Annotated in this window: 13 protein-coding genes; 8 read left to right on the plus strand and 5 right to left on the minus strand. The window is 66.4% G+C overall.

Annotated elements, in window-relative coordinates:
• Positions 1-140 precede the first annotated feature (140 nt).
• The 3 genes from AB1I47_RS31770 to AB1I47_RS31780 form a co-directional block, all read right to left on the minus strand.
• Positions 141-755, minus strand: a complete 615-nt coding sequence (locus AB1I47_RS31770) for a YidB family protein (protein ID WP_354687634.1) — start codon at positions 753-755, stop codon at positions 141-143.
• A gap of 71 nt (positions 756-826) precedes the next feature.
• On the minus strand, positions 827-1579 hold the full coding sequence (locus AB1I47_RS31775) for a 16S rRNA (uracil(1498)-N(3))-methyltransferase (protein WP_354687635.1): 753 nt from the start codon (positions 1577-1579) through the stop codon (positions 827-829).
• On the minus strand, positions 1579-2007 hold the full coding sequence (locus tag AB1I47_RS31780) for a VOC family protein (RefSeq protein WP_354687636.1): 429 nt from the start codon (positions 2005-2007) through the stop codon (positions 1579-1581). Before AB1I47_RS31780 ends, AB1I47_RS31775 begins: the two co-directional genes overlap by 1 nt.
• Before the next feature lie 304 nt (positions 2008-2311).
• Here AB1I47_RS31780 and tkt point away from each other — a divergent pair, with 304 nt between their 5' ends.
• Positions 2312-4345 carry a transketolase gene (tkt, locus tag AB1I47_RS31785; RefSeq protein ID WP_354687637.1) on the plus strand — a complete coding sequence of 678 codons (2034 nt, stop codon included), beginning with the start codon at positions 2312-2314 and terminating at the stop codon, positions 4343-4345.
• A gap of 79 nt (positions 4346-4424) precedes the next feature.
• Positions 4425-5423 (plus strand): type I glyceraldehyde-3-phosphate dehydrogenase, encoded by a 999-nt coding sequence (gene gap / locus AB1I47_RS31790; RefSeq protein ID WP_354687638.1) that lies wholly within the window; start codon positions 4425-4427, stop codon positions 5421-5423.
• A 79-nt stretch (positions 5424-5502) separates the two neighbouring features.
• Here gap and AB1I47_RS31795 read toward each other — a convergent pair whose 3' ends face one another.
• Positions 5503-6132, minus strand: a complete 630-nt coding sequence (locus AB1I47_RS31795; RefSeq protein WP_354687639.1) for a flavin reductase family protein — start codon at positions 6130-6132, stop codon at positions 5503-5505.
• A 264-nt stretch (positions 6133-6396) separates the two neighbouring features.
• Between AB1I47_RS31795 and AB1I47_RS31800 the strand changes: the two genes are divergently transcribed.
• Positions 6397-7389 carry a LysR family transcriptional regulator gene (locus tag AB1I47_RS31800; protein ID WP_354687640.1) on the plus strand — a complete coding sequence of 331 codons (993 nt, stop codon included), beginning with the start codon at positions 6397-6399 and terminating at the stop codon, positions 7387-7389.
• An 85-nt stretch (positions 7390-7474) separates the two neighbouring features.
• On the opposite strand, the gene fur is transcribed toward AB1I47_RS31800, so the two are convergent.
• Positions 7475-7906 (minus strand): ferric iron uptake transcriptional regulator, encoded by a 432-nt coding sequence (gene fur, locus AB1I47_RS31805; protein ID WP_022536566.1) that lies wholly within the window; start codon positions 7904-7906, stop codon positions 7475-7477.
• A gap of 277 nt (positions 7907-8183) precedes the next feature.
• Here fur and AB1I47_RS31810 point away from each other — a divergent pair, with 277 nt between their 5' ends.
• The 5 genes from AB1I47_RS31810 to holA all read left to right on the plus strand — a co-directional run bounded on the left by AB1I47_RS31810 (position 8184) and on the right by holA (position 14129).
• Positions 8184-8807 (plus strand): outer membrane protein assembly factor BamE, encoded by a 624-nt coding sequence (locus AB1I47_RS31810; RefSeq protein WP_354687641.1) that lies wholly within the window; start codon positions 8184-8186, stop codon positions 8805-8807.
• A gap of 115 nt (positions 8808-8922) precedes the next feature.
• A complete protein-coding gene (dapB, locus tag AB1I47_RS31815) occupies positions 8923-9720 on the plus strand; it encodes a 4-hydroxy-tetrahydrodipicolinate reductase (protein WP_354687642.1) in 798 nt (265 codons plus the stop codon).
• A 183-nt stretch (positions 9721-9903) separates the two neighbouring features.
• Positions 9904-12525, plus strand: a complete 2622-nt coding sequence (gene leuS / locus AB1I47_RS31820) for a leucine--tRNA ligase (RefSeq protein ID WP_354687643.1) — start codon at positions 9904-9906, stop codon at positions 12523-12525.
• A gap of 31 nt (positions 12526-12556) precedes the next feature.
• Positions 12557-13063, plus strand: coding sequence for an LPS-assembly lipoprotein LptE (locus AB1I47_RS31825; protein ID WP_354687644.1), 507 nt, complete (start codon positions 12557-12559; stop codon positions 13061-13063).
• A gap of 7 nt (positions 13064-13070) precedes the next feature.
• Positions 13071-14129 (plus strand): DNA polymerase III subunit delta, encoded by a 1059-nt coding sequence (gene holA, locus AB1I47_RS31830; protein WP_354687645.1) that lies wholly within the window; start codon positions 13071-13073, stop codon positions 14127-14129.
• Positions 14130-14204: the final 75 nt, after the last annotated feature.

A 14204-nucleotide genomic window follows, 5' to 3' on the forward strand; every position in this document is an offset into this window, starting at 1 on the left:
CCGCTTGATGTGGCTCGTTGCTAGCCCACCCCAATCCCCAACCCAATCCCCCAGAGGCCCCAGAGGGGAGAGGGATAACACCTTGCTCAGGCTAGCTCGGGCGGCTTGGGAGCACCCAAAACCGTCGGCCCCTTCAAGTTCTACTCCTGCGCCGGAATATGCCCATGCGGCGTCAACCGGTCGATCAGCTCCGGCAACCCCTCACTCAATTGCGCCGCCACATCGTCCTGCGACATCCCCGTCGACTGCGACAGCGACTCCAGCGCACCGGTATCCCCGAGCGCATCGCTCAGCGCCGACGGTGTCACCGGCTGGTTGGCGCCGCTGCTGATCCACGAATTCACCTGCTCGCCGAGCCCGGCCTGCGCCAGGATCTGTTGCAGCGCGCCGATGCCGCCCGCGGCCGCGCCCAGCGCCTGGCTGTTGGCCGGGGCGCCACCCTGGCCGCTGAGCAGGCCGCCCAGCAGCGAGCCCAGGTCCAGCCCGCCGGTGGCGCCGCCGGGCGTGGTGGCGCCACCGCCGAGGACCCCGCCCAGCAAGCCGCCGAGGCTGCCCAGGCCGCCAAGCCCGTCGTCAACCGGTGCGGCCTGGTCGCCGGCCGCGCCGGCCTCGCCGCGGTTGCGCATCGCCAGCATCGCCAGCAATCCCAGCGCCATCATCAGCTTCGGGTTGAGGCCGCCGGCACTGCCATCCTCGCCGCGGGCGTTGCCGAGCTGTCCGAGCACGCCGCCCAGCACGCTATCGAGTAGTCCCATGGTCGACTCCTTTCAGTCAGGGTGGAAGGTTGAGGGCGGGGGCCGGGATGGCCGCCGCCGTCAACCTTCGGTCAGAATCCGCCAAGCAAGGCGTTGAGTGTCGCGAGGCAGGCCAGCCCGGCGGTTTCGGTACGCAGGATGCGGGGGCCGAGCGACACGCCAGTGAAACCTGCCTGCCGCGCCGTCTGCTCTTCGTCGGGCGACAGTCCGCCTTCGGGGCCGATCAGCAGCGTGACGCCCTCGGCGAGCAGCGCCTCGCGCCGGTCCGCCACGAACGCCGGCAGCGACTGCTCGGCGCGCGGCGACACCAGCAGCCGCGCTCCCTTGTCGGAAGACTGCGACAGCCACGTCTCAAAGTTAGCGACCGGCGCCACCTCCGGCAAACGATTTCGGCCACATTGCTCGCACGCGGCCTGTACCAGCGCCTGCCAGTGCGCCTGGCGCTTCTGCGCGCGCTCGCCATTAAGGCGTACCACCGAGCGGCTGGCCTGCAGCGGCTGGATCGCCGTCACGCCCAGTTCCACCGCCTTCTCGATCAGCCAGTCCATCTTGTCGCCGCCGGCCAGGCCCTGCGCCAGCGTGACGCGGAAGGGCGGTTCGGCCTCGGCGGTGTCATGCGCGCCGATGCGCGCCACGGCATGGCGCTTGCCCAGCTCGACCAGCGTGGCCGCATGGCTGCCGCCGCGGCCGTCGAACAACGTGATGGCGTCGCCCGGCGCCAGGCGCAGCACCTGGGCGTGGCGCACCACCGGTTCGGGTAGGGAAACATCAGATGCGGCGGCCAGGACCGTGTCCGCGCCGCCGACAAAGAAACGCGGTGCCATCAGCTTGCCTGTCCTGCAGCCTGTGCCAGCGGGCTGGCGAAACCCCAGCGGTAGCCGTCGGGGTCCTCGAGCATGCAGTAGCGGTCGCCCCAGAACTGGTCAGCCGGCGCCATCAGGCTGACCGCGCCGGCATCGACCGCGCGCCGGTGCATGGCGTCGACATCTTCGCAGTAGACATAGAAGGTTTGCGGGCATTCGACGCCGAGCGAGCGCGGCGTGCGCGCGGTGCTGCCCCAGGCGCCCTCGGGCGCGAACATCACCACCAGTTGCCCCTGGTATTGCATCTCGGCATGGGTCGGCACGCCGTTCTCGTCGATCACGTTGGCGGGGGTAAAGCCGAAGGCGCGGCTGTAGAAGTCCAGCGCGGCGCGCCCGTTGGCGACGGTCAGGTAGGGGGTGAGCCAGGGAGTATTGGCCGGTCTCGTCATGATCGTCTCCTGGAATGCGGGAAACCCGGCGCGGCCGACGCGCCGCGCGGTGCGAGTGTGCATCTTACGCGTGCGCAACGGCGCTGTCGAAGTGCGGTGCCGCGGCGTCACCATTGTTTGCAGGTGATGGATGGGGCATCTCTGCGCCCGGGATAGTTCCGCGCCGATCGCCGGCGCAGGCAAGCGTCCACCAATGGCGCCCGCGGCAGTGCCTGCCGTCCACCCTCGGCTGTCTCCGCCAGTCCGGAAAACCCCTTAGCTTCTGCTAAAATTGCGGTTTTCCCGCGCTCAGGTCCACGCCCGCATGTCCGCCCTTGCCCATCCCGCCACAAGTCCTTTTGCTTCCCAGCCTTCCAAGCTGATGGCCGATGCCATCCGCGTGCTTGCCATGGACGCCGTCCAGCAGGCCAATTCCGGCCACCCCGGTGCGCCGATGGGCATGGCGGATATCGCCGTGGCGGTGTGGGGCCGGCACCTGAAGCACAACCCGGGCAACCCGCAGTGGGCCGACCGCGACCGTTTCGTGCTGTCGAACGGCCACGGCTCGATGCTGATCTATTCGCTGCTGCACCTGACCGGCTATGAACTGCCGATCGAAGAGCTGAAGAACTTCCGCCAGCTGCACAGCAAGACCGCCGGCCACCCCGAATACGGCATCACCCCGGGCGTGGAAACCACCACCGGCCCGCTCGGCCAGGGCATCACCAACGCGGTCGGCATGGCGCTGGCCGAACGCCTGCTGGGCGAGGAGTTCAACCGCCCCGGCTACGACATCGTCAACCACCACACCTATGTGTTCCTGGGCGACGGCTGCCTGATGGAAGGCATCAGCCACGAAGCGTGCTCGCTGGCCGGCACGCTGAAGCTGAACAAGCTGATTGCGCTGTGGGATGACAACGGCATCTCGATCGACGGCGACGTGGTGCACTGGTTCAACGACGATACCCCGAAGCGTTTCGAAGCCTATGGCTGGAACGTGATCCGCGCCATCGACGGCCATGACGTGACCGCCGTGGACATGGCGATCTCGCAGGCCAAGGCCAGCGACAAGCCGACCCTGATCTGCTGCCGCACCAAGATCGGCAAGGGCGCCCCGAACAAGGAAGGCGGCCACGACGTGCACGGCGCCCCGCTGGGCGGCGCCGAGGTGTTGGCCACGCGCGAGGCGCTGGGCTGGGCCCACGCCCCGTTCGAAGTGCCGGAGGACGTCTACGACGCCTGGGACGCCAAGGCCAACGGCCAGGCGCTGGAGCGTGCCTGGAACGCGCTGTTCGATTCGTACGCCGAGCGCCACCCGTATGAGGCCGGCGAGTTCCGCCGCCGCATGAAGGGCGAGCTGCCGGGTTCGTTCGACGCCGCCGTGGAAGCCTATATCGCCAAGTGCGAGGAGAAGGCCGAGACCATCGCCACCCGCAAGGCCAGCCAGAACACCATCGAGGCCTTCGGCCCGGTGCTGCCCGAGTTCCTCGGCGGCTCGGCCGACCTGACCGGCTCGAACCTGACCAACTGGTCGGGCAGCAAGGCCGTGCGCGTGGATGCCTGGGGCAACCACATCAACTACGGCGTGCGCGAGTTCGGCATGAGCGCCATCATGAACGGCATCGCACTGCATGGCGGCTACATCCCCTACGGCGCCACGTTCCTGACGTTCTCGGACTACAGCCGCAATGCGCTGCGCATGGCGGCGCTGATGAAGATCCGCTCGCTGTTCGTGTTCACCCATGACTCGATCGGCCTGGGCGAGGATGGCCCGACCCACCAGTCGATCGAGCACGTTGCCAGCCTGCGCCTGATCCCGAACATGGATGTCTGGCGTACCGCCGACACCACCGAGACCGCCGTGGCCTGGGCCGAGGCGATCCGCCGCGAGAACGGCCCGAGCTGCCTGATCTTCAGCCGCCAGAACCTGCCGTTCCAGCGCCGCGACGACGCCACCCGCGCCAATATCGCGCGCGGCGGCTACGTGCTGCGCGACAGCGTGAACCCGAAGACCAACCGTCCGGACGCCGTGATTTTGGCTACCGGCTCGGAAGTCGGCCTGGCCGTCGGCGCCGCCGATGCACTGGCCGCCGAAGGCGTGCACGTGCGCGTGGTATCGATTCCCGCGACCACCGTGTTCGACAAGCAGGACACCGCCTACAAGGCCAGCGTGCTGCCGGCCGGCGTGCCGCGCGTGGCGGTCGAGGCGGGCGTGACGGACTTCTGGTGGAAGTACCAGGTCCAGGCGGTGGTGGGCATCGACACCTTCGGTGAATCGGCCCCGGCCGGTGTGCTGTTCAAGCACTTCGGCTTTACCGTCGAGAACGTTGTCCGAACGGTGAAGGACACCCTTATCTAAGCATCCCGGCGAGACAGCCGCGTGGTGCGCGCGGCTGCGGCGCCCCACCGGTTTCAATCGATCCTCAGGAGAGACAGTCATGACCATCAAGATCGGCATCAACGGCTTCGGCCGCATTGGACGCATGGTGTTCCGCGCCGCCGTCGCCAACTTCAAGGACATCGAAGTCGTTGCCATCAACGACCTGCTGGAGCCCGACTACCTGGCGTACATGCTGAAGTACGATTCGGTGCACGGCCGCTTCGACGGCGAAGTGTCGGTCGACGGCAACACGCTGGTCGTCAACGGCAAGAAAATCCGCCTGACCGCGGTCAAGGATCCGGCCGAGCTGAAGTGGGGCGAGGTCGGTGCCGACGTGGTGGTCGAGTCGACCGGCATCTTCCTGACCAAGGAAGGCGCGCAGAAGCATATCGACGCGGGCGCGAAGAAGGTGATCATGTCGGCCCCGTCCAAGGACGACACCCCGATGTTCGTGTACGGCGTGAACCACGACACGTACAAGGGCGAGGCGATCATCTCGAACGCCAGCTGCACCACCAACTGCCTGGCGCCGGTTGCCAAGGTGCTGAACGACAAGTGGGGCATCAAGCGCGGCCTGATGACCACCGTGCACGCTGCCACCGCCACGCAGAAGACTGTCGACGGCCCGTCCAACAAGGACTGGCGCGGCGGCCGCGGCATCCTGGAAAACATCATCCCGTCGTCGACCGGCGCTGCCAAGGCCGTGGGCGTGGTGATTCCTCAGCTCAACAAGAAGCTGACCGGCATGTCGTTCCGCGTGCCGACCTCGGACGTGTCGGTGGTCGACCTGACCGTCGAGCTGGACAAGCCGGCCACGTATGAAGAAATCTGCGCCGAGATGAAGGCACAGAGCCAGGGCGCGCTGCAGGGCGTGCTGGGCTACACCGAAGACAAGGTCGTTGCCACGGACTTCCGCGGCGATGCCCGCACCTCGATCTTCGACGCCGAAGCCGGTATCGCGCTGGACGGCACCTTCATCAAGGTGGTGAGCTGGTACGACAACGAGTGGGGCTACTCGAACAAGGTGCTGGAGATGGCCCGCGTGGTGGCCAAGTAATCCGGCAGCTTTCGCGGAAGCTTCAGCGGAAAGAAAAACGCGCCTTCGGGCGCGTTTTTCTGTTTACGGTGGCGTACCTTCAGCCAGCGGCGCGGGGCGCCAGCGGGCGCGCGTCGACCGCGGCGCCGTCCACCAGGAAATGGCCGCCGGCCACATGATGGATGGTGCGCAGGCCGTCGTGCCCCTCGAAATGCCAGCGTCCGTTGCTGAAGACGCGCGAGTCGGCCTGCGCCGCGATGACTTCGCCAAGGAACAGGTCATAGGTCTGCTGCGTGGCCGGTTCCGGCAGCAGCCGGCATTCCAGCCAGGCGGCGCAGCCTTCCAGCAGCGGTGCGCCGACCGCCGCGCCAGTGAAAGTCCCTAGCCCGTAGGCCTCGAACTTGTCGGTACCATCCTGTTCCAGCAGCGCGAGGCCGGAGCTGGAGCCGAGCGCTTCGGTCAGGTCGACCTGGCTGACGGTGGGAACCTGCAGCACGAACTCGCCGCTCTGTTCCAGCAGCTTGCGGGTCCAGGTGCTCTTGTCCAGCACCACGGCCACCTTGGGCGGAGCGAAATCCAGCGGCATGGCCCAGGCAGCGGCCATGATGTTGCGCTTGCCGCCGGCCGCGGCGCTGACCAGCACGGTCGGGCCGTGGTTGAGCAGACGGTAGGCTTTAGGCAGGTCGACGGGAAGGCGAAAATGTGGGGGTGCGGGCGCTGGATCAGACATGGTACCGTCAGAAAAGAATGATAAAAATGGAAAGGGCGAGCCAATATACCGTCATCCGTCACTGGCTGTTGCGGCCCGGAAGTTGTACCTATATGCAGTCAATAGCCTAAAAACTTCCGCAATTTTCAGAAAATCGGGTGCGGCAGGCACGTAGAAAATGCCGAATTTGCTTTCCGAGTGTGTTTTTTCCTCTTACACTATTAAGACGCCGTTGAAATCTGATGTGCAGCCAGTGCAAGTGGTGGGTCTGACCGGGGCCTGATCATGGTGAACGTAGACACAAAGCTTTTAGTGATCTTCACCGAGCTGCTGAGTAAGCGCAACGCCACTTACGTTGCGGAAAAGATGCATATGACCGCACCGGCAGTGTCGCATTCGCTCGGCCGGCTGCGTGAAATCTTTGACGATCCCCTCTTTATCCGCGTGCCGCACGGCCTGACGCCGACGCCGCGCGCGCTCGAATTGGGCCCAAAGATCCGCGACATGCTGGACCTGTGGTCGTCGATCAACGAGGGCGACGCGGATAATTTCGACCCGGCGGTGGCCACCGGCACGCTTAGCATCGGCTTCGCCGCCGAACTGGGCGATACCGTGTTCAACCGCTTCGTTCTGCGCATCAAGCAGCTGGCGCCGGACCTGCATATCAAGCTGGTCGAATCCCATTCGTGGGAAACCGACGTTGCGTCGATGCGCGCCAACGAGCTGGACCTGGCGTTTTCACCGTTCCCGACCCGCCATCCGGAGATCGTCGAGGAGATGGTGACGTCGCTGAACCTGTGGGTGTGCGCGCGCAAGAACCATCCGGTGCTGAAGAACCATTGCACGCTCGAGCAATACCTGGACTGTGGCCATATCTTCATGGCGCATTCGGGTGGCACGGGCCGTCCGGCGCCGTCGCTGATCCCGCTTGATTATGCGCTGCAGCAGCGCGGGCTCAAGCGCAATGCGACGCTGACGGTGCATTCGTGGCGCGCCCAGGCGGAACTCGCCGCGCAGACCGACATGATCTTCACGGTCAACGCGCTGACCAAGGACATGGCCTGCGAGACCTATGGCCTGAAGGCCTTCCCGCTGCCGGACGAGCTCAACACCACGCTTGGCCTGAACATGTTCTGGCACCGCAGCCGCAACACCCACCCGATGCTGGTGTGGGCGCGCAACCTGTTCCGCCAGGTGGTGGGCGAGTTCGTCGGCCTGCCGGCGCGCGCGGCGCGCGTGGTGACCGAGGAGGCGCTGCAGAATCTTCAGGATTCCTGAAGCCTGAACCCGCGGCCATAAAAAAACCGGCGCCTGGCGCCGGTTTTTCGTTTGCCGTCTTGCGCTGCGCGGGGTAGCGTGCGGCTTATCGTTTGGGTCTGTGGGGACAGTTTGTTTTGGTGCAGTTGCCGTACAGCGACAACGCGTGTTCCTGCAGGGTAAAACCGCGTTCGCGGGCAATGCTTTGCTGGCGGTGCTCGATCTCGGAATCGAAGAACTCCTCGACCCGGCCGCAGTCAAGGCACACCAGGTGGTCGTGGTGCTTGCCTTCGTTGAGCTCGAAAATCGCCTTGCCCGATTCGAAGTTATTGCGCGACAGCAGGCCAGCCTGCTCGAACTGCGTCAGCACGCGGTAGACGGTGGCCAGGCCGATATCCATATGCTCGTTCAGCAGGATACGGTAGACGTCTTCCGCGCTCAGGTGCCGCTGTTCGCTGGTCTGAAAAATTTCAAGAATCTTCAGCCTGGGCACGGTCGCCTTCAGGCCGATGTTCTTGAGGTCAGCCGGACTCGGCATGGGCGTGACTCCCTAGAGTACAATGTCTGGATAGTTGAATCATAAGGGTTTTGGCAGCAAAAGTCGCCCGCGGCCGCGAATGCTCGACGTCGGCATCCCGCGCCGGGCAACGTTGCCGGCTCATGTGGTGGCCGCGGCAGGCGCAGCAAGGGTGTGTGGTGCAACCGGCGCATTTTGCGCCGTTTTTGTGCCGGTCTTGCGGTACCGGTCTTGCGGTACTCTTGCCTGCGGTACTTTTGCCTGCGGTACTTTTCTTTCCCTCCCGGAAGCGAGATACATGCGTTATATCCGTTCGTCCGCCATGCGCCCGACGCTGGTTGTCTCCCTGCTGGCCGCGGCACTGCTGGCCGGCGCCTGCTCAGCCTACGATTCCACCTCGCGCAAGGTAGCCAACGCCATCACGCCGTACCGGATCAATATCGTGCAGGGCAACTTCGTCTCGCGCGAAGCCGCGTCGCAGCTGCGCGAAGGCATGACGCGCGACCAGGTCAAGTTCCTGCTGGGCACGCCGCTGCTGACCGACGTTTTCCACGCCAACCGCTGGGACTATGTGTTCTCGTTCCGCCGCGGCAATACCCCGGTGGTGCAGCAGCGCCGCTATACGGTGTTCTTCGAGGGCGACCGGCTGGTCAAGTTTGGCGGCGACGAACTGCCGTCCGAGTACGAGCTGATTGCCGAAATCGACGGCATGAAGAAGGCGCTGAAGGACCAGACGCCCGGCAAGATCTCCACCAGCGCCGCCAGCGCTCCGGCCGAGCAGCAGACCACGGTCGAGAACTACGTGCCGCGGCAGGCGCAGCAGCCTGCTCCGGAGGCCGCCGCAAGTCCTGCGCCGGCAGCCGCGGCGCCAGCAGCGGCACCGGCAGTTGCGCCGGCCGAAGCCCCCAAACCAGCCAACTGACGCGCCCCGGCAGGCCCGCTGATCCGCCGTTCCGCACGGCGCGCCACCAGTTCCCCGGGCCGGTCGGACACGACCGGCTCGTTTATTTTCCGCACAATCCGTTGAGCCAGACACCATGAACATCGCCATCGCAGGCGCATCCGGCCGCATGGGCCGCATGCTGATCGAACACGTGCTGAACACCGAGGGCGTGAGCCTGGCCGGCGCGCTCGACGTGCCGGGATCGCCGGCGCTGGGCCAGGACGCCGGCCTGCTGCTGGGCCGCACGACCGGTGTGGCCATCACCGACGACGTCGAAGCCTGCCTGAAGGGGGCCGACTGCCTGATCGACTTCACCCGCCCGGCGGGCACGCTGGCGCACCTGGAAGTCGCGAAGAAGCTGGGCGTCAAGATGGTGATCGGCACCACCGGCTTCGACGACGCCGGCAAGGCCGCGCTGGCCGAAGGCGCGAAGTCGGTGGGCATCGTGTTTGCCGCGAACATGAGCGTGGGCGTCAATGCCACCTTCAAGCTGCTGGAAGTGGCGGCCAAGTTGCTGTCGAGCGGCTACGACATCGAAGTGATCGAGGCCCATCACCGTTTCAAGGTCGATGCCCCCTCAGGCACCGCGCTGAAGATGGGCGAAGTGATCGCCGACGCGCTCGGCCGTGACCTGAAGACCTGCGCCGTCTATGCCCGCGAAGGCCATACCGGCGAGCGCGACCCCAATTCGATCGGCTTTGCCACGGTGCGCGGCGGCGATATCGTCGGCGACCACACCGTGATGTTCGCCGGCATCGGCGAGCGCATCGAGATCAGCCACAAGTCATCCAGCCGCCAGTCGTATGCCGACGGTGCCGTACGCGCCGCCCGCTTCCTGGCGGACAAGCCCACCGGCCTGTTCGACATGCAGGACGTGCTCGGCCTGAAGTAAGGCGCCGCCGATGGGCGCGCGGGCCGCAAGCCGGCCTGCGCCCACGGTTATAATCGACTTCTTTCGCATTGCACGTTGGCGGGCGCCGCAACCGCGGCCGCCCGCTGCCCACATTCCAACGATTCCCCCGGATGCCGGCAGGCCAGTTGCCGCGCAAACGTTGTCCTGACTGTTGTCCCGACCATGCAAGACAAATACCTTCCTTCCGCCGTTGAACAAGCCGCCCAGCAGCACTGGCAAGCCATCGACGCCTATCGCGTGTCGGAGCATGCGGCCGGGCCCGACGGCAAGGAAAAGCCCAAGTTCTACGCGTGTTCGATGCTGCCGTATCCGTCGGGCAAGCTGCATATGGGCCACGTGCGCAACTACACCATCAACGACGTGATGGCGCGCTACCTGCGCATGAACGGCAACAACGTGCTGATGCCGATGGGGTGGGACGCCTTCGGCATGCCGGCGGAAAACGCCGCGCTGAACAACGGCGTGGCGCCGGCAGCCTGGACCTACGACAACATCGCTTACATGAAGAAGCAGATGCAGTCGATGGGCCTGGCGATCGACTGGTCGCGCGAGGTCGCCACCTGCAGCCCGGACTACTACCGCTGGAACCAGTGGCTGTTCCTGAAGATGCTGGAAAAGGGCATCGCCTACCGCAAGACCGGCACCGTCAACTGGGACCCCGTGGACCAGACCGTGCTGGCCAACGAGCAGGTCATCGACGGCCGCGGCTGGCGCTCGGGCGCGGTGGTGGAAAAGCGCGAGATCCCGATGTACTACCTGCGCATCACCGACTATGCGGAGGAGCTGCTGGGCGACCTCGACCAGCTCGGCTGGCCCGAGCGCGTCAAGGTGATGCAGCAGAACTGGATCGGCAAGAGCGTGGGCGTGCGCTTCGCCTTCACCCATGACATCCCGGGCGAGGATGGCAAGCCGATCAATGACGGCAAGCTGTACGTGTTCACCACGCGCGCCGACACCATCATGGGCGTGACCTTCTGCGCGGTCGCCGCCGAGCACCCGCTGGCCACGCACGCCGCGCTGAACAACCCCGAGCTGGCCGCCTTCATCGACGAATGCAAGCACGGTTCGGTCATGGAAGCCGACATGGCGACCATGGAGAAGAAGGGCATGCCGACCGGCCTGCAGGTCGTGCATCCGCTGACCGGCGAGAAGGTCGACGTGTGGGTCGGCAACTACGTGCTGATGAGCTACGGCGACGGCGCGGTGATGGGCGTGCCGGCGCACGACGAGCGCGACTTCGCCTTCGCGCTCAAGTACAAGCTGCCGATCAGGCAAGTCATCGACGTGAAGGGCCAGCCGTACTCGACCGAAGCCTGGCAGGAATGGTACGGCGACAAGGAAAACGGCACCTGCATCGAGAGCGGCAAGTATGACGGCCTCGGCTACCAGGCCGCGGTCGAAGCCATTGCCGCCGACCTGGGCGCGATGGGCCTGGGCGAGAAGAAGGTGACCTGGCGCCTGCGCGACTGGGGCATCTCGCGCCAGCGCTACTGGGGCACGCCGATCCCGCTGATCCACTGCGACAGCTGCGGCGTGGTGCCGGTGCCGGAGAAGGACCTGCCGGTGGTGCTGCCTGAGGACCTGGTGCCGGACGGCACCGGCAACCCGCTGGCCAAGGATCCGCGCTTCCTGGAATGCACGTGCCCGTCGTGCGGCAAGCCCGCGCGCCGCGAGACCGACACGATGGATACCTTCATCGATTCGTGCTGGTACTACATGCGCTATACCTGCCCGGACGCGGCCACCATGGTCGATGCACGCAACGACTACTGGATGCCGATGGACCAGTACATCGGCGGCATCGAGCACGCGATCCTGCACCTGCTGTACGCGCGCTTCTGGACCAAGGTGATGCGCGACATGGGCTTGGTCAAGTTCGACGAGCCCTTCACCAACCTGCTGACGCAGGGCATGGTGCTCAACGAAACCTACTACCGCGAAGACGCCTCGGGCAAGAAGCACTGGTACAACCCGGCCGAGGTCGACCTGCGCACCGACGAGCGCGGCCGCCCGCTGGGCGCCACGCTGAAGGCCGACGGCCAGCCAGTGGTGATCGGCGGCGTGGAGAAGATGTCGAAGTCCAAGAACAACGGCATCGACCCGCAGGCGCTGATCGACCAGTACGGTGCCGATACCGCGCGTCTCTTCGTGATGTTCGCCGCGCCGCCGGAGCAGCAGCTCGAGTGGAGCGGCTCGGGCGTGGAAGGCGCGTCGCGCTTCCTGCGCCGCGTGTGGAACTACGGCTATGCCAACGCCGCGGCGATCCGCGACGGCGCCGCCGGCACGCCGACCGCCGACGATGCCGAGCTGCGCCGCGAGATCCACGGCGTGCTCAAGCAGGCCAACTACGACTACCAGCGCATCCAGTACAACACCGTGGTGTCCGCCACGATGAAGATGCTCAACGCGCTGGACGACGCCAAGAACGCCTCGCCGGCGGCGCGCCGGGAATGCTTCGGCATCCTGCTGCGCGTGCTGTACCCGGTGGTGCCGCACGTCACCCACGGCCTGTGGGAGCAGCTGGGCTATGCCGCCGAAGCCGGCGACCTGCTCGACGCGCCGTGGCCGCAGGTCGATGAAGCCGCGCTGGTGCGCAGCGAGATCGAGCTGGTGCTGCAGGTCAACGGCAAGGTGCGCGGCAGCATCACCGTGCCGGCCGAGGCCGACCGCGCGGCGATCGAGGCGGTGGCCGCGGCCAGCGAAACGGTAGCCAAGTTTGCCGAGGGCAAGGCGCCCAAGAAGATCGTGGTGGTGCCCGGCCGCCTGGTCAACGTAGTGCTGTAAACGCACGAAGCCCGATAAGGAATTGCAAAGCATGAACCGACTGAACATGGGGCGCCGCAGGGTGCTCGCGGCAATGCTCGCAACTGGCCTGCTGGCCGGCTGCGGCTTCCACATGCGCGGCAATTCGGATTTCGCCTTCAAGCGGCTCTATATCGGGATTCCGCCCAATTCGCTGATGGGCGCGGACCTGCGCCGCGCCATCCGCGGCGGCTCCGACACCCAGGTGGTGGTCGACCAGAAAGAAGCCGACGCGCTGCTGGACGTGCTGCAGGACACCCGCACCAAGTCGATCCTGTCGATCACCACCAGCGGCGTGGTGCGCGAATACCGCCTGACCCAGCGTTTCACCTTCCGCCTGCGCGATGCCGCCGGCAAGGAACTGATCCCGCCGTCGCAGCTCGTGCTGACGCGCGACCTGACCTACAACGAAGCCAACACGCTGGCCAAGGACTATGAAGAGCAGCAGCTCTACCGCGACATGCAGCGCGATATCGTGCAGCAGCTGATGCGCCGGCTGGCCGCCGTCAAGGCCATCTGACCACGGCATGCAGCTCAAGCTCGACGGGCTCGACGCGCACCTGAAGCAGGCCAGGGCCAAGGGCCTGGCGCCGTTGTACGTGGTGCACGGCGACGAGCACCTGCTGGTGCTCGAGGCCGTCGACCGCCTGCGCGCCACGGCGCGCGAGGCCGGCTTCACCGAGCGCGAAGTGCTGGTGGCCGAGCGCGGCTTCCACTGGGGCCAGCTTGTGGAGGCTCAGCAATCGATGTCGCTGTTCGGCGACCGCAAGATCGTCGAGCTGCGCATTCCTTCCGGCAAGCCCGGCAAGGACGGCGGCGAGGCGCTGCGCGCGGTGGCGGCGCAGCCGTCGCCCGACGTGGTGCTGATCGTCACGCTGCCGCGCCTGGATTTCGCCACGTCGAAGTCCGCCTGGTTCCAGGCGCTGGAGGGTGCCGGCGTGTCGCTCAAGGTCGACACGGTGGACCGCACCCGGCTGCCGGCGTGGGTGGGCGAGCGGCTGGCCTTGCAGCAGCAGCGCGTCGAGGGCGGCGAGCCAGGGCGGCGCGCGCTGCAGTTTATCGCCGACAAGGTCGAGGGCAACCTGCTGGCGGCGCACCAGGAAATCCAGAAGCTCGGGCTGCTGTACCCGGCCGGCGAACTCAGCTTCGACCAGGTGCACGACGCGGTGCTGAACGTGGCCCGCTACGACGTGTTCAAGCTGTCCGAGGCGATGCTGTCCGGCGACGTGCCGCGGCTGGTGCGCATGCTCGAAGGGCTGCGCGGCGAGGGCGCGGCAACCGTGCTGGTGCTGTGGGCGCTGACCGAGGAAATTCGCGTATTATCCAAGGTCCGGCAAGGGCTGGCGGCCGGCAAGCCGGCGGGCGTGCTGATGCGCGAGCTGCGCGTCTGGGGTCCGCGCGAGCGGCTGGTGCCGCAGGCCGCGCAGCGGCTGCCGCTGCCAAAGCTGGAAGCGGCGCTGGCGCTGGCCGCGCGGCTGGACCGCCAGGTCAAGGGCCTGTCTGACCTGCCGCCACCGGGCAGCGGCCCGCTGCCGGCCGAGCCATGGGACGGCCTGCAGCAGTTGGCGCTGATGATTGCGCGCTGACACGAGTGCCACTGGTTTGCGCCCCTCTCCCGCCTGCGGGAGAGGGGCGCAAACCAGTGGCACTCGTGTCAGCGC

This window comes from Cupriavidus necator (genome assembly GCF_040578825.1).
GTDB classification, from domain to species: Bacteria; Pseudomonadota; Gammaproteobacteria; order Burkholderiales; family Burkholderiaceae; genus Cupriavidus; species Cupriavidus necator_E.